Raw genomic sequence first — 18,822 nt, 5'->3', positions numbered from 1 at the left:
CCCACACCGGCCTCTTCCCGGCTGAAGCCGGTCCTACTGTTGGCTGCGTCATGCCAGGATATCGCGGCTGAAGCCGGTCCTGCTGACTGACCGCATTGCCGTCAGGCGCCGGTGTCGGCGTCGCTGCCTTTGGCGGGCGGGGACGGCGGTATCCGGTCTGTCGCCCGGCGTCCCAGATTTCCGGTGTTCACCATACGATCAGCGTGACTTCGCAACGAGATTTCCCGGTCTTGCAGCGTCAACACCATTCGGGTCGTCAACAATGCCCCACTCGAGTCGCCTGCATCTTTCAGCGTGACCGACACTTCCATCAGCTGCCGCGCCAGCAATAACAGATCGTCTGCAGTATCGTAGAGATCCTGAGCAAGCGACTCGCGCCGCTTTCGCTTCCACATACTATCCCCCTTCGCACAACCACACGCCTCGCCGCCCCGCAAGACGCTTTCGACATCCCGGAATTTCCGGCCTCCTTTAGATACGAGGCTGGGGCGTCACTGGATGCAGCTTACGTTGAGTTCGACAAACTTGTCAGAGGCTGGCAGTGGAATGCAGGAACAACCGCACGCGACGCGCAGATCAACACGCTGATGGAGCGCGAACAAGCGGTGTCAGTTCAGAATGAATCGATGAGGGGAAGATAATGAGGGAAACAGCGTGAGAGCAGTCGAGCAGTTTTGAGGTCAGTCACCCGGTTGCCGGTGTGACGTCTGGTCCTCAAATGCCTGCTCGCCCTTCTGGAATTTGGCTCCACGACCTGGACTCGAACCAGGGACCCAGTGATTAACAGTCACTTGCTCTACCAACTGAGCTATCGCGGAATGCGCGCTATCTTACTGATTGAAAAAGGGAAGTCAAGCAATCGGGCGAAATTTTTTGCAATAACCGACTCCCGCTTGCGTGCCTGAAACCTGCCCCGCGTGATGAAGGTCACGCGGGGCCGACTCATCGGGTCAACGTCCGATCAACGGCGATCCAGCCAGACCGTCTGGGCGTTACAGAACTCGCGGATGCCGAAGTGCGACAGTTCGCGACCGAAACCGCTCTTCTTAACGCCACCGATCGGCACGCGCGCGTCGGACGCGGTGTAGCCGTTGATGAACACGCCACCGGTTTCCAGGCGGGCGGCGATCGCGCGTGCTTTGTTGTCGTCGGCCGTCCAGACGCTGCCAGCCAGGCCGAACTCGCTGTCATTCGCCAACTCCACCGCGTGTTCGGCGTCCTGGGCGACAATCAGCGACGCGACCGGGCCGAACAGCTCTTCCTTGAACGAGGTCATGCCCGGACGCACGTCAGCCAGAACGGTCGGCGCGTAATAGTTGCCCTCGCCTTCCAGCTTCTGGCCGCCCAGCAACAGAGTGGCGCCTTCGCTGAGGGTCGCCTGGACCTGACCGTCCAGCTCATCCCGCAAATCGTAACGGGCCATCGGGCCGACGTAGTTCGCGTCGACGAGCGGGTCACCGACCTTCAACGCCTTGACCGCAGCGACGAATTTCTCAGTGAACGCGGGCAGCACGGCCTCTTCGACGATGATGCGTTTGGCGGCCACACAGATTTGCCCGCTGTTCTGGAAACGCCCGACCATGGCGGCTTTCACGGCTTCGTCCAGATTGGCATCAGCCAGCACGATGAATGGATCGGAGCCGCCCAATTCCAGCACACATTTCTTCAACGCCGCACCGGCCTGAGCAGCGATGGCGGAACCAGCGCGGACGCTGCCGGTGACGGCCACCGCCGCGATGCGAGGGTCGGCGATGGCCGTGGACACGCCCTCGTTACCGACGTTGATCACCTCGAACACGCCATCCGGCAAACCGGCCTGGGCCCAGGCGTCACGCAGCAAGTACGCACAGCCCATGACATTGGGGGCGTGCTTGAGCACATAGGTATTGCCCGCCAGGATCATCGGAATGGCGCCGCGCATCACTTGCCAGATCGGGAAGTTCCACGGCATCACGGCGAGGATCGAGCCCAGCGGCAAGTAGTCGATGTACGCCTTGTCGTTCTCGACGGGCGTTTTCTCCGGCGCCAGCATGGCCGGGCCGTTTTCGGCGTACCACTCGCAGGTGACGGCGCACTTCTCGACTTCGGCGCGGGCCTGAACAATCGGCTTGCCCATTTCCGCCGTGATCATCTGCGCCATGGTCTCGGCGTTGTGACGCAATGCCTGGGCCATCTTGCGCAATTGTTCTGCACGGGCACTGACCGGCGTTTTGCGCCAGGTCTTGAAGCCTGCAGCGGCCCGGGCCAGCGAACGCTCCAGATCATCCGCCTGCTCGAAAGGATATTCGGCGAACACCTGACCATTGGCGGGATTCAGCGAAATGGCGTGTGACGTGGATGCGTGTTTCGACATGACGTGATACCTCCTGAAAATGATGTGACCCTCACCGCCAGGCAGTCGCCCGTTGCTGAAGTCCTGAGACAACGATAGGCTTTGGCGAAAATTTCCGATAATGAATAATTATCAAGCATTCATTCTCTATTCGAGAATGATAAAGAGAACCTCCATGGACCTGACCCAACTCGAGCTGTTCAAGGCCATTGCCGAAGAAGGCAGCATCACGGCCGCGGCTCAGCGCCTGCACCGCGTTCCGTCGAACCTGACCACACGCATCAAACAACTGGAGCAGGAACTGGGCGTCGACCTGTTCATTCGTGAAAAGCTGCGCCTGCGCCTGTCCGCCACGGGCTGGACCTTCCTGGATTACACCCGACGCATTCTGGAACTGGTCGATGAGGCGAGGCAGGCAACGTCCGGTTCGGAGCCGCAAGGCGTGTTTTCCCTGGGCTCCATGGAAAGCACCGCGGCGGTGCGCATCCCTTCCCTGCTCGCCGACTTCCACCAGCGCTTCCCCAAGGTCGAGCTGGACCTCTCCACAGGCCCGTCGGGCGACATGCTCGATGGCGTGCTGTCAGGCCGATTGAGCGCGGCATTTGTCGACGGGCCGTTGCGCCACCCGGAGCTGGAAGGCATTGAATTGTTCGAGGAGGAAATGTTGCTGATCACCGCCGCCAGTCATCCCCCGGTGACGCGGGCGCAGGATGTCGGCAGCAAAACGGTCTATGCCTTTCGCCAGAACTGTTCCTATCGACGCCACTTCGAGTCCTGGTTCAGGGCCGACATGGCAACGCCCGGGAAGATCTTCGAAATGGAGTCCTATCACGGCATGCTGGCCTGTGTGACCGCGGGCGCGGGGGTGGCGATGGTGCCGCGCAGCATGCTCGAAAGCATGCCGGGCAGCCGCAACGTCAACGCCTATCCGCTGAGCGAAGAATTTCGCTACCTGAACATCTGGCTGACCTGGCGCCGCGGCGGCCGCTCGCCGGCCCTGAACGCGTTCATTGACCTGGTTCAGGCCGCGACCGTCACTGAGCCCGCGCCGCAGCCAGCCTGAAGAACCCGTCAGGCTATTGTGTAACGCAGCCAGACCGCGCCGCCTTCCTGCACCTCAGCTGAGGTCAGGGTCAGGTGGGCGGGCTGTTTCCAGGCCTCGGCTGAAACCTCGAACGACGCCGGGTGTTCGCCGCGACCGTCGATCAGCGGCAGGATCAGCACACTGACCTCATCCACCAATCCGGCATTGACGAATGAACCACTGACATGTGGCCCGCCTTCCACGATCAGGCGCTTGCAGCCCAGTTCCGAGCCCAGAATGTCGACCACCATGGCCAGATCGATGTCGTGTTTTCCGGCGAAGATGTAGGACACCTGAATGGATTGCAGGTACGACAGATAGTCATCGGACACGCCTTCGGTCAGCACTTCGATGACGTGTGAATCCAGCGCCTGATTGTTCTTCCAGCCGACTTTGCCGTGGGGGTCGATCGACACGGCGTAGGCCTTGGCATTGCGCTCGGCAAAATAATGCGTGCGTGGGATCGGCGTCTTCGCCATGCCCTTGGGATAGCCCTCGTCGTGGGCAATTTCCTGCATCGTTACCCGACCGCAGATCCAGGCATCGAACGCGAAGGTCTGCGCGAGTGTTTCGTAGAGATCCCCTGCCGACTTCTTGAACGCACGATCCCAACCGTCGGTGAGCGCGTGGCCGTCGAGGGACGACATCATGTGACAGATGACATAAGGCTGCATGGCAGGCTCCATGGAAATGGGTGGTCTAGAGCCGACCCGGAACGCCATCGGTTAGTTCAGCGCGCAGACACCGTTCGCACCCGCCGGTCGCGTTGCGAGTCAGGCGACTCGCCGCGCGGCGATGCATTTGATTTCCACGAGCAGCCCGGGGTGCGCCAGCTCCGACACACCAATGCAGGTCCACGCGCAAAGCCCTTTGGGGAAGAGGCGATTCTTCACCTCTCTGAAGACCGCCATGTGCTGCGACATGTTGACGTGGTAGGTGGTCATTTCGACGACGTCCTCAAACGAGCAATCGGCGGCCGCCAGTACGCTGCGCAGGTTCTCCCAGGCCGCCGTGAACTGTTGCTCCGGGTCTTCGATGACCTGCAAATCCGCCGTGCGACCGACTTGCCCGGCACAGAACAGCAGATCGCCGACCCTGACGGCGGGCGCATAACCGGCCCGTTCGACGATGGCTTTCATGGCGTGGGGAACAATAATCTCGCGCTCGGTCATTGCTGCTCTCTCACTGAAAAATAGCGAATCTATCAGGTCTGGCCGGGCGTTGAGGGTCAATCGTCAACGTCGTTCGTGATCAAAGCCGCGCGCCCGCAGGCCCTGTGCTCAAACGGGTTGGCCGGTCAGCTGGCGCAGCGGCGGTTTTCTGTTCAGGCGCCCGCAGCGGCACCGCCAGCCATTGCTCCATCTTCTGCGCCTGCTCGGTAAAACGCTCGAACAAGCGCCCCATCGCGGCACTGTCGAGCAGTTGAAAAGGCTGCCTGGCCCACAGAATCACCTTCTTCTGCTCCACCAGTGCGCCCGTGAGGATCGGCGGATGCTCAAGGCCCAGCAAATTGGTCTGCAGCAGGATCGCCAGGGTTTCGGGATCGGCAAACCGCTCTTCGGACACCGGAAGCAGGCAACTCATGGTCAGGAAGTCGTTGGGGCTTTCCTTGAATTCGACGCTCAGACCGCTTTCCAGGGTCATGACGTAACTGGTGGCCGCATCCAGCTCGCGGCCATCGAGCCGCAGCAGTTGAAACACCGGAAGCAGTACCTGTTTTAGCTGGCTTGCCATGGCTGAGTCCTCACATCAAAGGCGGATATTGCGAAAGCGATCGACGAACGAGTTCGCCCGCGCCCGACGCCGGGGCGGCGTGTCGGCATAGTTATGGTCGTGGGTGGTGGTGCGACGCAGCGGCACGGTGGTGGCAATCGGTTCGGGCACCGCTGCGCGCGGGCGCGGGGCGCCGGTTCTTGGGTCGATGCCCGAGTCCCGCAGACGCTGCCTGAACTGACGCTCTGTGAAGTTCTGATCGGCGCGTCGAAAGTCACCGTGACGATCATCGCCACGATAGCTGACACCCAGGTTGCTGGATGCGTGAGGCTGGATGTACAGGCGCTCGTCGCGCAGCACCTTGTCGAGCAAACGTGGCCCGCCGATCGGGTCGCGCGGACGCAGGCGGGAGAATTGTTGATCGACCTCGCGCTGAGTGGCCTTGTCGCCACGCAGCAACTCTTCGCGAATCTCCGGACGCCGCTCGGGCACAAAGCGTGCAACCGTCTCGGGATTCTCACCCAGCAAGGAGAAATCCTTGCGCCGCATTGCCCTGCCGAATTCAGGCCAGGCATCGGAAATCACCGTGCGGTTGGTTGCCCGCGAATCGCCGACTTCGACGAAGGTGTGGCCCACGTCCCGTGCAACCAGTATCGACACAGGCTGTTGCAACGACGAGGTGGCCAGCAGCGCAGCGTTGACCACGGCCATCTGATCGCAGTTGCCCGCCTGAAAACGCGCAGCCGTGCGTGCGGCATCGTAATCGAAGTGACCGTTTCGGTTCTGGTCGTACACTACCACTGTACGCTTGAAGGCCTCGGCTTCCGTGCGTTTGACATGCCGCTCCTGATTGCCCGAGCCGAGATTGAGAATGCGCCAGGTGTCGTCGATGGCCGCGTTGGCATGGGTCAACGCATTCATCTCGCCGACCGAAACCGTGACGGTCCGCCCATGATGATCGTGGTTATGGCGCTCCAGCACGCGCCGACTCAGGACCGGTGCCTCCGGGTCGCGGGTGTTGAAGTGATGCGTCGATCGTGTGAAACCGGGCGCGGATGTCGACAACGGCATGGCAATCACCTTCTTCAAAGGATTTGGCCATGTGTGGTCGTGAGGTGGGGAAAGGTTCCGGCTTCGTGAAGCCTGGGGTGTGAGGCGCCAGCACGGTGACGTGCTGAAGAAAACGGCCAGCCCGACGAGGTGCCGGGTGGCCGTTTCAAGGGGTTACTTGGTCAGGCACTCGTAGCAGAGTTCACCGGCCAGTTCGCGCACTTTCATGCGGTCCCATTTGTCGGCCGCCACACGATTGGCACCGGTCTTGTCCGAGCCATCGGATGCCAGGCCGCGCTCAGGCTGGCCGTTGGCAGCCACGGCATTGGCACCGACATGATCAGCGCCATCCGCCGCCACGGCATTGGCCCCCACGTGATCAGCGCCGTCAGCTGCCACGCGGTTTGCGCCGACACGATCAGCGCCATCAGCAGCAACCCGGTTTGCGCCAACACGATCAGCACCATCAGCTGCAACCCGATTTGCACCGACACGATCAGCGCCATCAGCTGCTACACGATTTGCGCCAACGCGATCAGCGCCATCAGCTGCCACGCGGTTTGCGCCAACGCGATCAGCGCCGTCGGCCGCCACGCGGTTTGCGCCGACGCGATCAGCGCCATCGGCCGCAACCCGGTTTGCGCCAACGCGATCAGCGCCGTCAGCCGCAACACGGTTTGCACCAACGCGATCAGCACCGTCAGCAGCAACGCGGTTTGCGCCAACGCGATCAGCACCGTCAGATGCAACGCGGTTTGCGCCAACGCGATCAGCGCCGTCAGCAGCAACGCGGTTTGCACCAACACGATCAGCGCCATCGGCAGCCACACGGTTTGCGCCAACGCGATCAGCGCCATCGGCAGCCACACGGTTTGCGCCAACGCGATCGGCACCGTCAGCTGCTACACGGTTTGCGCCAACGCGATCAGCACCGTCAGCCGCCACACGATTTGCACCGACACGATCAGCGCCATCGGAAGCAGTGGCATTCGCGCCAACATGGTCGGCGCCGTCAGCCGCTACACGATTGGCACCCACACGGTCCGCACCATCGGAAGCGGTGGCATTGGCGCCAACATGGTCGGCACCATCAGATGCGGTGCGATTGGGGCCTACTTTCTCCGAACCATATTCGGCGACTGTCTTGCCATCGTTCACATCGGAGGCCGCGTAAGCAGCCGATATACCCAAAGCCAATACGGAAACCGTAAGGCCCCAAATCAATTGTCTCTTCATAACCGATTGCTCCAAGGGTCAATGCCGGTTGATGTGAGCAAGATGCTCGGAAAGTTGCCGTTCTCAACTCATATGCAAACCACCGTTCAATAGAACGGCGGTTATTACAAACAGGTTCATGCTTATGACTGAGCGGAGCAACACGGCACTGTGTACCAGATGGTTAATCATCAAATGATTTCGCGCCTGCTCAGCATAGTCTCACCAAAGCATTCGCGCCCGCGCCGCAGGGCGTTTCCGCCCGATGGCAAGCCACTCAGTCTTGTTCACTTCGATACTGTTTCGCGTCACTGGTTCTAATGATCCCAGTCGCGCGCGCAACTAAGCAAGTTGTTGTTTTTGAAATTGACTGTCGCGGAAATCGGATTAATCGCGTGACGGTAACAATACGCGGACGCAACATGAACCATTAAGGTGCACAACTTTATCTGTCGCGCTACTTGACGTGCGATCAGACCGCGCAAGTAACTGATTTTAATAAAGGTGACAGGCATGAATGACAGAAAGCCGGCAGCAGCCGACTGGGCATCGCTCGGGGCCAACTGGCGCGTAATGGCATGGCAACGGGAAAGAAATCGGCACACATTGCGAGAGAAGATACCTGCCCACGCGGACATCCTGCAGCGGGCGGCGAGCGCAAAGAGACTTGCAAAGACACTTACAGAAACAGGCAGACCACCTGGTGCGGCAGCCAGCGCTGCCGGCAGTCAGGTCAATCTGCCGATGGAGGAAGGCGTCGGTCAGGCAGGCAACTGCCCTTGGCCGCTCTCGATGATTTTCGCGAAGTTCATGACATTGTCGACGTACTTCGGATCGCCTACGCCACCTGCGTCCGAAAGGTTGCCGCTGACCTTGTCCGGCCCTGAGTTATAGGCGCGCAATGCCGAGCCCCAGTCGCCGAACGCCTTCTGCTGATCGCGCATGTACAGAGCGCCGGCCATGATGTTGTCGTGGGCATTGTTGACGTCGGCATTGCCGAGCAGGTCGGGGTTTTCCTTCTTCAAGCCGGCGAAGGTGTCAGCATTGACCTGCATCAGGCCGGCATCGGTCTTGCCGTTGACGTTGGTGGTGTCCTGGCCCAACTGACCGCGCGATTCGGCCCAGATCTGTCCGGCGAGAATGCTCGGCGGGACACCCGTCGCCTTGGACGCGTCCATGATGTCGTTGCGGTAGGGTTCCAGTTGCTTGGGCAGGTGCAAATCGCCCGAGCCGCTGAGTGTGGTGTCGTTGGAGACGTTGCCGGCGGCGCTGGTGGTCGGGTTGCTCACCCCACTGCCGCCCTCGGCAGCACCGCTCGGCGTTGCCCCGCCACCACCGCCTGCACCGCCGTCGATACCGCCCGAACCGCCGCCGGTGCCACCGCCCTCATTGTTCTGCGCTGCCAGGTTCTGGGTCTGCGGCTGGTTGGGATTGTTCTGCATGAGCATCTGCAGCATTTCCATCAGCAGCGACATCAGTTGCTGCGCAATGCCCGTCTGGTTGTTGGCGCCGGACAGCGGGCTTGCCGCCGCGGTCTGGGGATCCTGGCTGTTGGGCGGAGCGAAGTTGACTTGCGACTGCGTGGGGTTGGCGAACAATAAGGTGCTGGGGTCGATGGCCTGATTGCCGCTGCCACCGCCGAGCGAGTTGTTTTGCCCGTTCTTGCCACTCAGGGACGAGAAGTCCGTAGGTTGCAAACTGGGCGTTACCGGGGGCCGAATTGCCATGCTCATGATCGTTTACCTCTTCAGGTCAGGGAAAATCAATGGGCTTTGGGGATGCCAAACTGGTCCAGGACCGGGTCGACGTTGTGGTCGAAGGCTTTTTGCGCCTTGTGCTTTTTCACCGCTTCGATGATTGCCGAAATGCCGAAGCCCAGGCTCATGGCCGCGTCGGCAATCCAGCCAACCACAGGGATAGACGCACCGATGGCCGCGCCAGCCGCCATCCCGGCCGCTTCGCCCACGACCATGCCGGCCACGCGCCCGCCGACTTTGGCCGCCACTTCGCCCAGGCCTGCCCGGCCGGCGGACTTGGCGACCGCGTCATAGCCGTGCTTGGCCGCCGAAAGGCCGGATTTGGTGCTGTCGTAAATGGTTTTCGCCGCGTCGGTCTTGTCGCCCCGGGCCAGCATGTCCGATACCGATGAGAACCCCATGACCGATTGCAGCGCGGCAGGCCCCATCTGCGAGGCGACCTGAGCGGCCATCGAGGGCGCGTGATCCTTGTCGCCGTTGGCCTGATCGAGCACTTTGCGCCCGGCCTTGGAGTCCTGCAGTTGGGCAAACGTGGACTGCACGTAATTCGCCTGCTGGCCCTGGACGAAGTCATCCGGCAGCACGCTGTCATAGGCTGCTTTTTGCGCATCGGCTGAATTCAGTGCCTGTTCGCCGTCGGCCTTCTTCTGATTGAGCAGTTGCTTGACCGCGCCACCTTCACTGAAATTGCTCACGTAGGAGTTCTGGATCCGGCCCTGCAGATCCGGACGCTGCCCGATGACCTGTTGCGCGGTCGAAACATTGGCGTCGGGGCCGAGCAGGTCCTTTTGCATCTGCAACTGCGCCGACAGACCGCCGAGCGCGCTGCTGTAGTCAGCGTTGGGCTTGTCTTTGCTGGTGGCCTTGTCCGCGGTGTTCAGATCGGTCTGCAAGGCCTGGCCGCTGTTGACCTTCTGCATCTGCTCGTTGACGGCCTTCTGCAGCGACGGCGAACTGCCCACCAGCGCGCGAGACTGCTGCGGGATCTGTTTGTCGAGGAAGGCCTGAACATCGGGATCGGCCTGCAGCTGGCCGATTTTTTCGTTGAGCGCGTCTTCGGTCTTCTCGGTTTTGCGCAGATCCTCGCCCGCGATGACGCTGCGCTGGGTCTGCTGCAACTTCACCATCACGGCGGCTTTCTGCTCACCGCTGTAGGCCGACGGGTTGTCGAACACGTCTTTGCCCAGCTTGCTGATGTCGACATCGGCGACCGAGTTCAGCGTCGCGGCGTCGTTGAGCACACTGGCGAATTCGCCGCCGTTGGTGGGCGCCTGCTTCTTGATCCAGTCACTGATGTTACTCGCGCTGAACAATTTGTCCGGGCTATTGGCCGCCAGTTTGCGCCCTTCCAGACCGCCTTGGTCGATCTGGCCGAGGAAGCCGGGTTGCGACCAGGTTTTTGCCGCCTGTTTGAGCGGGCCAGCAAGGCCCGGGTTGTCGTTCTCGATGGCCTTGAGGCCGTCGGCGCTGGTCAGGCCGTCGACCTTGGTTTTGTCTTCGGCACCGGCGGCGTGCTTGGGGTCGGCAGCCTTGGTCAGCGGCTCGTTGGCGCGCATCAGCGCGGCGCTGCGGACCATCTCCAGCGACTGAGGGTCCGCGTCCGGATGATCCTTCTGGTAATTGGCAATGTCCTTGTCGGCGCTGTCCGCGGCTTTCTGCATGTTCTTGGCGAACGCGTTGAGGTCGCCGTCGGTGATCTTGCCGTCCGCCTTGCCCCCGTGCTTGCCCGTGTCTATCGCGGTTTTCAGCGACGGATTGGCATTGATGAATTCCATGGCCTTGGCAGAATCGGGGCCTTTTTCGGCGGCCATGCGTGCCGCCGCGATGGGTCGATTGAGCTCCTTGGCAGCCTGCTCGCGCTGATCGGGCGGTAGATTGGCGACCATCGGCGCCCAGCGCTCCAGCTCCTTGGGCGAAGAGTATTTGGAGTCGTCGAGAAATTTCGCCTCCGACGCCTTGGGCGCCTCTTCCGGCGTGGCGGACGCGACCGGTGACGCTGCACCTTTTGCGCTGACATCGTTCACCGCAGCCGGTTTTTCTGCACCCGTTGCGCCTTGCGTCGGTGCGGCGCTCGCCCCGCCACTGGCCTGAGGCGTCACGCCCGGCTGCGAGGCGCCGGTCGGTTGCGACTGACCCTTGAACAGCTGGGTGAGTTGGGTCAAAAGAGACAGCAGCCGCTGCTCGGTGCTCTGGGTCGTGTTGCCGGTTTCGGGTGGGCTGCCCGGCTGCAACAGCGTGGCGCCGAACTGAATATTCGGATTGCCGCCGCCGTTCCGCGCGAGCGCCAGTTTCGGGTTATTCAGCGGAGGCTCCTGGATTGAATCGCCGCTGCCGGGTTGAGGTGCGATACCGCTGAAAGGGCTGCTTGAAATACGCATGGGAGTCGCCATCCGGGAGTGAAGGATGGCAACTGTGTGGTTCGATGCCGCGGTCGGTTCCGATAAATGTTTCGGTTTGTGTCGACCGGCCGACGCGCAATGCCGTAACCCGTGTGAGGAAAAACCGCAGCCGCGCTACCCGAATCGCCGAAACGGACAATGCGCGCGCAGCGGCAACAGGCACAGGACACGCAACCCAGAGCCTGCGCGGCGCTCCATCATTCTGGTTAATGTCCACCATGAAGGCGATTGTCTTCAGCTTTGCCGGGGCTCGCGTAACATCGCCCCATCACTTACCGGCCAACGCGCTCCGACAGGACTTACGACCATGACTCTCCACATCATCAATGCCGTCGCCCTCACCGCCGTCACCGTTTGCCTGGTCAACCGTGCATTCGCCCTGTACGACCTGGTCAATGCAGCCACCGTTTCCGAACACCTCTGAGCCACACGTCGCTCAGATGGTGTTCGGTAAACGCTCGCCTGGTCGGTCGAATGCTTCAGGCGAACGGATCCATCTGCCGCTTCAATTGTTCTCTGGCGCGAGACAGACGCGAACGCACCGTGCCGATCGGCACGCCCAGTGAGGTCGCGGTCTCCTGATAGTTGCCGTCCATTTCCAGTGACACCTCGATCACCCGCTGCATGTTCGACGGCAGACTGCCGATCGCCCTGACCACCCGCACCAACTGACGATGCCCATCGACCTGATGGCCGATGTCGCTGTGGCTGTCCGTTTCGGAATGGGTATGGTCCTCCCAGCTTTCCTGATAGGGCTGGCGATACATCTTGCGAAAATGGTTACGGATCAGATTCAACGCGATCCCGCACAGCCACGTCTGCGGCTTGCTTGCGTTCTGGAACTTGTGCTCGCTGCGCAGCGCTTCGAGGAAGGTGCTTTGCAGGATGTCATCGACGTCTTCCGGATTCATCACACGCTTCTGAATGAACGCGCGAATCATCTTCACCTGGTCACTGGTCAGTTGACGAATGCCATCGTTGTTGCGGCGGCTAGAGGGGTCGATGTCGAGTATCGCGAGGCTTGGAAACATCAGGGCTCTTCCTTGTTTGAAGTGTGCTAGCCCTATAGCGATATGCGTGCCATCCAAATTAGTACGGCAATTCATTGATTTATAACGTTTTTAAAAAACATGACTGACGGATCTGTGCAAAAACTTGCGCGACCACGCTGAATCGCCAACGGTTTTTGGCACAGCGTCCCTCCCTCGCAAACAGATGGAACCGCTTCACCGGTAGGACCCACTCAGAGCGCACGACCCCGCTCAGAATCGTCCTATGAAAATCGCCGCCCCTTCTGCCCCACCCGTGCTACAGACAGCAGCCGTTGCGCCGGCGAAGGCAGCGGCGACGCCTGTGACGTCGTTGCGCAGCAACCCGCCAAACATCGGCGGCACCACGCCGCAACAGGTTGCACGCTTTGCCTCGGCGCTGGTTCAGCAGAGCCGCAGCCTCAACCAGCGTGAACTGATTGCCAGCAGCAACGCGCTGCAATCGCGCGCAGTGAAGCTGGGCGAGCTGTATCAGCAGTTGATGGGCAGCCACGACAAGGGCCTGGACGATGCGGCGCGCAACCTGCGCAAGCAGCTGCAAAAGCAGAACGCCGCCAGCCTGGCGCAGATTCTCAGCTTCGCCGAAGGCGACGCGGCCAAAGCCCATGTGGTGTTGCAGGCCGCCAGAAAACAGGCCCAGGCCGACGGCGAAACCGGCGAGCACGTGGTCCTGACCGAGCAACTGAAACTGTTGCGGCGCAAGTACGGCAAACGTGCACGCGCGGGCATGAACAGCGCCAAGGCGTTCTCGCGGCCGAACATCGACAACAAGCGACGCGGCACCCTGCGCAATCTGTACAGCGTGGCGGTCAGCGGCCAGCCCAATATCACAGGCCTGATCGATGCCCTGATCAATGAGCGGGAAGAGGCCGGCGAGTTCGAACTGAACCTGCGCGACATGCGCAGCGCCATCGCCGACGACCTGTCCTCGCTCACGCCGTCGACATCGCCGCAGCAACTGCGCACCTTGATGCACGGGCTCAACACCGCTCGTCACGTCGCCACGCTGCTGCAAGGTTGCGAGCACCTGCTGGGGCGCATGCGCAACAAGAATCCCGGCCTGCAGGTCGACCCGGCGGCCTTCCTCAAACACCTGCTGGCGCTGTCCGGCAAGGGCATGAGCCTCAACGAAACCCTGCAACTCACGCAACACATCGGCGGCAAGCAACTCAAGCATCAGCTGGCGTTCCTCAACGGCCTGCGACCGATGCTGCAGCAGTTGCCGATTCTCCTCTGGCGCGACATGAAAAGCCGCCAGAACGCCTTGGGCAACCTGCTCATCCTCATGGCCGAACTGACTCGGCAGGAACAGAACCAGCTCCAGGGGGGCCTCGCCTGATGGATCGTGTCATCAACCTGCTCAACCAGATCGCCCTGGCGGCCATGCGCCGCTCGGAAATCGTCGGCGCCTTCGTGGTGATCGCCATCGTCTTCATGATGATCACGCCGCTGCCCACCGGGCTCGTCGACGTGCTGATCGCCATCAACATCTGTATTTCCTGCCTGCTGATCATGCTGGCGATGCACTTGCCCAGACCGCTGGCGTTCTCGACGTTTCCGGCGGTCCTGCTGCTGACCACCATGTTTCGGCTGGCGCTGTCGATCTCCACCACGCGCCTGATTCTGCTCAACCAGGACGCCGGGCACATCGTCGAGGCGTTCGGCCAGTTCGTGGTGGGCGGCAATCTTGCGGTGGGGATGGTGATCTTCCTGATCCTCACGGTGGTCAATTTTCTGGTCATCACCAAGGGCTCCGAACGGGTCGCCGAAGTGGGTGCGCGTTTCACCCTGGACGCCATGCCGGGCAAGCAGATGTCCATCGACAGCGACTTGCGCGCCAACCTGATCAGCGTTCATGAAGCGCGCAAGCGGCGCGCCGAACTGGGCAAGGAAAGCCAACTGTTCGGCGCCATGGACGGGGCGATGAAGTTCGTCAACGGCGACGCCATCGCCAGCCTGATCATCGTGGCGATCAACATGATCGGCGGCATCGCGATCGGTGTGGTCCAGCACAACATGAGCGCCGGCGACGCGTTGCAGGTGTACACGGTACTGACCATCGGCGACGGCCTGATCGCGCAGATTCCCGCGCTGCTGATTTCGGTCACCTGCGGCATGATCATCACCCGCGTGCCGGATGAGGACCGCGCCGAGGCCAATATCGGCCGGCAGATCGCCGAACAGATCACCAGCCAGCCCAAGGCGTGGATCATCGCGGCGGTGGCGATGCTTGGTTTCGCAGCACTGCCGGGCATGCCGACGGCCGTGTTCATCGTGATCGCGATCATTTGCGGCAGCGGCGGTCTGCTCCAGCTTCAGCGGGCGAAACCCAAGGCCGAGCAGGCTCAGGCAATCGCCGTCGCGCCGGAGATGAACGGCCGTGAAGACTTGCGCACGTTCTCCCCCAGCCGCCAGTTCGTGTTGCAGTTTCACCCCAGCCAGAACCCGGCGCAGGTCGAAGCACTGGTCAGCGAAATTCGCCAGCGACGCAACCGCCTGGTGGTGCAATACGGCCTCACCCTGCCGTCGTTCATCATCGAGCAGGCCGAACACCTGCCGCCCGATGAATTCCGCTTCTCGGTCTACGAAGTGCCGCTGCTCAAGGCGACCTTCACCCAGAGCCATGTCGCCGTGGACGCGCGCATGCTCGACGATTCGCCGCAGGACGCGGTGTACGGCACCACTGAACGTCAGGAGGGCCAATGGCTGTGGATGCCCGCCGATGATCCTCAACTGCAGCAGGGGCAGATCGAGCGTGTCGACGCGATGACCCTGATCATCGAACGCATGGAGCGCGCGTTGCAGGCATGCGGCCCGCAATTCATCGGCCTGCAGGAGACCAAAGCCATCCTCGGCTGGCTGGAGACCGAACAACCCGAGCTTGCCCAAGAGATGCAGCGCGTGCTGCCGCTGGCGCGGTTTGCCGCGGTGTTGCAGCGCCTGGCCTCCGAATGCGTGCCGCTGCGGGCCATCCGCGTGATCGCCGAAACCCTGATCGAGCACGGTCAGCACGAGCGTGAGGTCACCGTGCTCGCCGACTACGTGCGCATCGCCTTGAAGTCGCAGATCTATCACCAGTACTGCGGCGCCGAGGGCTTGCTGGTCTGGGTACTGACCCCGGAAAGCGAAGGCATTCTGCGTGACGGACTGCGCCAGACCCAGACCGAAACGTTCTTCGCGCTGGACAACGAGACCAGTCAGTTGCTGGTGCAACAGCTGCACATCGCGTTTCCGGTGCGCACACCGGAACAGGCGGTGCTGCTGGTCGCGCAGGACCTGCGCAGCCCGTTGCGCACGTTGCTGCAGGAAGAGTTCTACCACGTGCCGGTGCTGTCTTTTGCCGAAATCAGCAACGCGGCGCAGGTCAAGGTGCTGGGCCGTTTCGACCTGGAAGAAGACCTCGAAGCGCTGGACAGCGAGTACGCCGCTTGAGCCCCTGGAGAGCGACACATGTATGAATTAAGGGTTTTGACCGGCCTGCATCAGGGCGCGGCGCTGCCTTTGGTGGGCGAACAGTGGGCGATCGGTTCGCACGCCGAACAGGATCTGGCCCTGCACGACCCAGGCGTCGAGCAACTGCATTGCCACCTGCAGCGCCAAGGGGATAACTGGGTGCTGAACGCCGCCGACGGCAGCATCTGCGACGAGGAAGGTCATCGTCACGCGACGACCGCACTCACGCCCAACACGGCGTTCGTGCTCGGCTCGGTGTGGCTGTGCGTGTCCCCGGCCGAAGACGCCTGGCCGTCAGTACCGGCCGTCATCGCCACAGCCAACGCCGAGCCCGAAGCTCGCGCCGAAGCGCCGCACACTGCCCCGCCGCTGGAGAAAGTCGAGTCCCGCTCGCGGTTGCTCAATCGCACCACGGGTATCGTGATCGGCGTGTTACTGGGCATCGCGGGCAGCGCCTGGAGCCTGACCCGCAGCGCAGCGCCAGTGACCGAGCAAGTGGCAACCGGTGCACCGGCTCACAACGTCGCGGCCACTCCCAGCAAGCGCCGGAGCACGGCTGAACCGGCGCACAAACGCATCCAGCTGAGCACTGTCGACGAGGTCAGGCGCCAGCTCAACACCATGCTCAGCGAGCGATTGCTCAGCGACGTCAACGTGCAGCAGACCCCGGAAGGCCTGGCACTGAGCGGCAACCTCAAGGCCGAATCGCAGCTGGTCTATCAACGCATGCTGCAGCGGTTCAAGGATCGCTACGAATCGCCCGTCGCGCTGATCGATAACGTCACGGCGACCAGCAACGGCCTGCCCTTCACCATTGTGCAAATCATGTCGGGCCCCCATGCGCACCTGGTGACTGCCGACGGCCACCGCTTGTACGTGGGCGATGAACTGGCCGGATTGCGCCTGACCCGCATCGACGACAACCGAATTCAATTCGACGGCGAACGCCATTACGAGGTGAACTGGTGAACGCCGCCCTCGCCCAATGGAAAACCCTGCACAGTCACCGGCTGAGCCAGTTTTCGGCGGTGCGGGTCAGCGGCCGGGTCAGCGCCGTGAGCGGGATCCTGCTCGAGTGCCAGATCCCGGCGGCCAAGGTCGGCGACCTGTGTGAAGTCAGCAAATCCGACGGCAGCGCGATGCTGGCTGAAATCGTCGGTTTCACCCGCGACTGCACCCTGCTCAGCGCCTTGGGCACGCCGGACGGCATTCAGGTCGGTGCACCTATCCGGCCGCTGGGCATGGCCCATCGCATCGGCGTTGACAACAGCTTGCTGGGCAGCGTGCTCGACGGCTTCGGCCGGCCGTTGCTGGGCGATTCCCAGGGCGCCTTCGCTGGCCCCGGCGATCGTCGCGTCACCCTGCCGGTGATCGCCGATGCATTGCCTCCGACCCAGCGCCCGCGCATCACCCGCGCGCTGCCCACCGGCTTGCGCGCGATCGACAGCGCGATCCTGCTCGGCGAGGGCCAGCGCGTCGGTCTGTTCGCCGGAGCCGGTTGCGGCAAGACCACACTGATGGCCGAACTGGCGCGCAACATGGATTGCGATGTGATCGTCTTCGGCCTGATCGGGGAACGGGGACGTGAACTGCGCGAGTTTCTCGATCACGAGCTGGACGCGACCCTGCGCGCACGCTCGGTGCTGGTCTGCGCCACCTCGGACCGCTCCAGCATGGAGCGCGCCCGCGCCGCGTTCACGGCCACAGCCATTGCCGAGGCCTATCGCGAACGTGGCATGAAAGTGCTGTTGCTGCTCGATTCACTGACCCGGTTTGCCCGCGCCCAGCGTGAAATCGGTATCGCCGCTGGCGAGCCACTGGGTCGCGGCGGCCTGCCGCCTTCGGTGTACACGCTGCTGCCGCGTCTGGTCGAACGCGCGGGCATGAGCGAAACCGGTTCGATCACCGCGCTGTACACCGTGCTCATTGAACAGGACTCGATGAACGATCCGGTCGCCGACGAGGTGCGTTCGCTGCTCGACGGTCACATTGTGCTGTCGCGCAAACTGGCCGAACGCGGGCATTACCCGGCAATCGACGTGCAAGCGAGCATCAGCCGGATTCTCAGCAACGTCACCGGGCGCGAGCATCAGCAGGCCAACAACCGTCTGCGCCGCCTGATGGCCGCTTATCGACAGGTCGAAATGCTGCTGCGTCTGGGTGAATACCAGCCCGGCGGCGATCCGGTCACCGATTGTGCCGTGCAGCTGAACGAGCCGATCAACGCCTTTCTGCGTCAGGACCTGCGCGAGCCGGTGCCGTTGCAGGAAACCCTGGACGCCCTGATGCACCTCACCGCGCAACTGCCGGAGTGACACCATGGAAGAAGAACTGGAAGCCGACCCGCAGCGACTGGCGATGGAGCACGTCATCGGCATCCTTACGCCCTTGCGTCAGCACCGTCAGGCCAGCGCCGAGCGCGCACAACGCACCGCGCAGAAAGCGCTGGAAGACATGCACGAGCACTTGCAGCAGACGCGCAACGCCTACGCCCAGGAGCGTGACAATCAGCGCGAACGGCGCCAGGTGCTGAGCGACGCCCACCTGAACAAAGCCATGGCCCTGAATGACCTCGACCGCTGGCACGAACAGGAAAACCGCATGCTCGATCGTCTGGCCTATATCCGCCAGGACGTGCAGCAGCAACGTCTGGGCATCGACGAACAGCAGCAACGCCTGGCTCAGGCCAGGGATGCCGCCAAGGCGTCGCAGCGCGCCGTGGAAAAACTGGCCTGTCTGGCTGAAGCCATCAACGAACAAGGTTGAGTCG

At 62.2% G+C, this 18,822-nt stretch carries 16 protein-coding genes, 1 tRNA gene and 2 pseudogenes; 6 read left to right on the top strand and 13 right to left on the bottom strand.

What is annotated here, in order from left to right; genetic code table 11:
- Positions 1-101 precede the first annotated feature (101 nt).
- The 3 genes from QRN36_RS13095 to QRN36_RS13085 form a co-directional block, all read right to left on the bottom strand.
- Complete coding sequence (locus QRN36_RS13095; RefSeq protein ID WP_285424420.1) at positions 102-395, bottom strand: hypothetical protein; 294 nt, start codon at positions 393-395, stop codon at positions 102-104.
- A 347-nt stretch (positions 396-742) separates the two neighbouring features.
- Positions 743-818 (bottom strand) — tRNA-Asn (locus QRN36_RS13090).
- Positions 819-961: 143 nt separating this feature from the next.
- Positions 962-2,353 (bottom strand): aldehyde dehydrogenase family protein, encoded by a 1,392-nt coding sequence (locus QRN36_RS13085; RefSeq protein ID WP_285424419.1) that lies wholly within the window; start codon positions 2,351-2,353, stop codon positions 962-964.
- Between the two features lie 154 nt (positions 2,354-2,507).
- On the opposite strand from QRN36_RS13085, the gene QRN36_RS13080 reads away from it, so the two are divergent.
- Positions 2,508-3,395 carry a LysR family transcriptional regulator gene (locus QRN36_RS13080; RefSeq protein WP_285424418.1) on the top strand — a complete coding sequence of 296 codons (888 nt, stop codon included), beginning with the start codon at positions 2,508-2,510 and terminating at the stop codon, positions 3,393-3,395.
- 8 nt (positions 3,396-3,403) lie between these two features.
- Here the strand turns inward: QRN36_RS13080 and QRN36_RS13075 are convergent, their stop codons facing one another.
- The 10 genes and pseudogenes from QRN36_RS13075 to QRN36_RS13030 all read right to left on the bottom strand — a co-directional run bounded on the left by QRN36_RS13075 (position 3,404) and on the right by QRN36_RS13030 (position 12,581).
- A complete protein-coding gene (locus QRN36_RS13075; protein WP_285424417.1) occupies positions 3,404-4,090 on the bottom strand; it encodes a dihydrofolate reductase family protein in 687 nt (228 codons plus the stop codon).
- Positions 4,091-4,189: 99 nt separating this feature from the next.
- A complete protein-coding gene (locus QRN36_RS13070; RefSeq protein WP_285424416.1) occupies positions 4,190-4,588 on the bottom strand; it encodes a RidA family protein in 399 nt (132 codons plus the stop codon).
- Between the two features lie 79 nt (positions 4,589-4,667).
- A complete protein-coding gene (locus tag QRN36_RS13065) occupies positions 4,668-5,150 on the bottom strand; it encodes a CesT family type III secretion system chaperone (RefSeq protein WP_285424415.1) in 483 nt (160 codons plus the stop codon).
- Between the two features lie 15 nt (positions 5,151-5,165).
- On the bottom strand, positions 5,166-6,200 hold the full coding sequence (locus tag QRN36_RS13060; protein ID WP_285424414.1) for an Hrp-dependent type III effector protein: 1,035 nt from the start codon (positions 6,198-6,200) through the stop codon (positions 5,166-5,168).
- 153 nt (positions 6,201-6,353) lie between these two features.
- Complete coding sequence (locus tag QRN36_RS13055) at positions 6,354-6,500, bottom strand: hypothetical protein (protein WP_285424422.1); 147 nt, start codon at positions 6,498-6,500, stop codon at positions 6,354-6,356.
- A gap of 153 nt (positions 6,501-6,653) precedes the next feature.
- A pseudogene (locus tag QRN36_RS27570) lies at positions 6,654-6,866 on the bottom strand (hypothetical protein); the annotation flags it as partial.
- 60 nt (positions 6,867-6,926) lie between these two features.
- Positions 6,927-7,217: pseudogene (locus QRN36_RS27565) on the bottom strand (hypothetical protein); the annotation flags it as partial.
- Positions 7,218-8,155: 938 nt separating this feature from the next.
- Positions 8,156-9,127, bottom strand: a complete 972-nt coding sequence (locus tag QRN36_RS13040; RefSeq protein WP_285424412.1) for a transglycosylase SLT domain-containing protein — start codon at positions 9,125-9,127, stop codon at positions 8,156-8,158.
- A gap of 29 nt (positions 9,128-9,156) precedes the next feature.
- On the bottom strand, positions 9,157-11,529 hold the full coding sequence (locus tag QRN36_RS13035) for a type III effector HrpK domain-containing protein (protein ID WP_285424411.1): 2,373 nt from the start codon (positions 11,527-11,529) through the stop codon (positions 9,157-9,159).
- A gap of 500 nt (positions 11,530-12,029) precedes the next feature.
- Positions 12,030-12,581, bottom strand: a complete 552-nt coding sequence (locus tag QRN36_RS13030) for an RNA polymerase sigma factor (protein WP_285424410.1) — start codon at positions 12,579-12,581, stop codon at positions 12,030-12,032.
- Positions 12,582-12,825: 244 nt separating this feature from the next.
- Between QRN36_RS13030 and sctW the strand changes: the two genes are divergently transcribed.
- The 5 genes from sctW to QRN36_RS13005 are packed head-to-tail and all read left to right on the top strand — an operon-like array spanning position 12,826 to position 18,818.
- On the top strand, positions 12,826-13,938 hold the full coding sequence (sctW, locus tag QRN36_RS13025) for a type III secretion system gatekeeper subunit SctW (protein WP_285424409.1): 1,113 nt from the start codon (positions 12,826-12,828) through the stop codon (positions 13,936-13,938).
- Positions 13,938-16,031, top strand: a complete 2,094-nt coding sequence (gene sctV / locus QRN36_RS13020; protein WP_285424408.1) for a type III secretion system export apparatus subunit SctV — start codon at positions 13,938-13,940, stop codon at positions 16,029-16,031. The genes sctW and sctV overlap by 1 nt, the downstream gene beginning before the upstream one ends.
- An 18-nt stretch (positions 16,032-16,049) precedes the next feature.
- On the top strand, positions 16,050-17,021 hold the full coding sequence (gene sctD, locus QRN36_RS13015) for a type III secretion system inner membrane ring subunit SctD (protein WP_285424407.1): 972 nt from the start codon (positions 16,050-16,052) through the stop codon (positions 17,019-17,021).
- Positions 17,018-18,367 carry a FliI/YscN family ATPase gene (locus QRN36_RS13010; RefSeq protein ID WP_285424406.1) on the top strand — a complete coding sequence of 450 codons (1,350 nt, stop codon included), beginning with the start codon at positions 17,018-17,020 and terminating at the stop codon, positions 18,365-18,367. Before sctD ends, QRN36_RS13010 begins: the two co-directional genes overlap by 4 nt.
- Positions 18,368-18,371: 4 nt before the next feature.
- Positions 18,372-18,818 (top strand): YscO family type III secretion system apparatus protein, encoded by a 447-nt coding sequence (locus tag QRN36_RS13005; RefSeq protein WP_093458679.1) that lies wholly within the window; start codon positions 18,372-18,374, stop codon positions 18,816-18,818.
- The last annotated feature ends 4 nt before the right edge of the window (positions 18,819-18,822 follow it).

It is taken from the genome of Pseudomonas sp. efr-133-TYG-103a (genome assembly GCF_030209235.1).
In the GTDB taxonomy this organism is placed as follows: Bacteria; Pseudomonadota; Gammaproteobacteria; order Pseudomonadales; family Pseudomonadaceae; genus Aquipseudomonas.
Note: the sequence above shows the minus strand (reverse complement) of the source record. Positions and strands in the feature narration are given on the sequence as shown.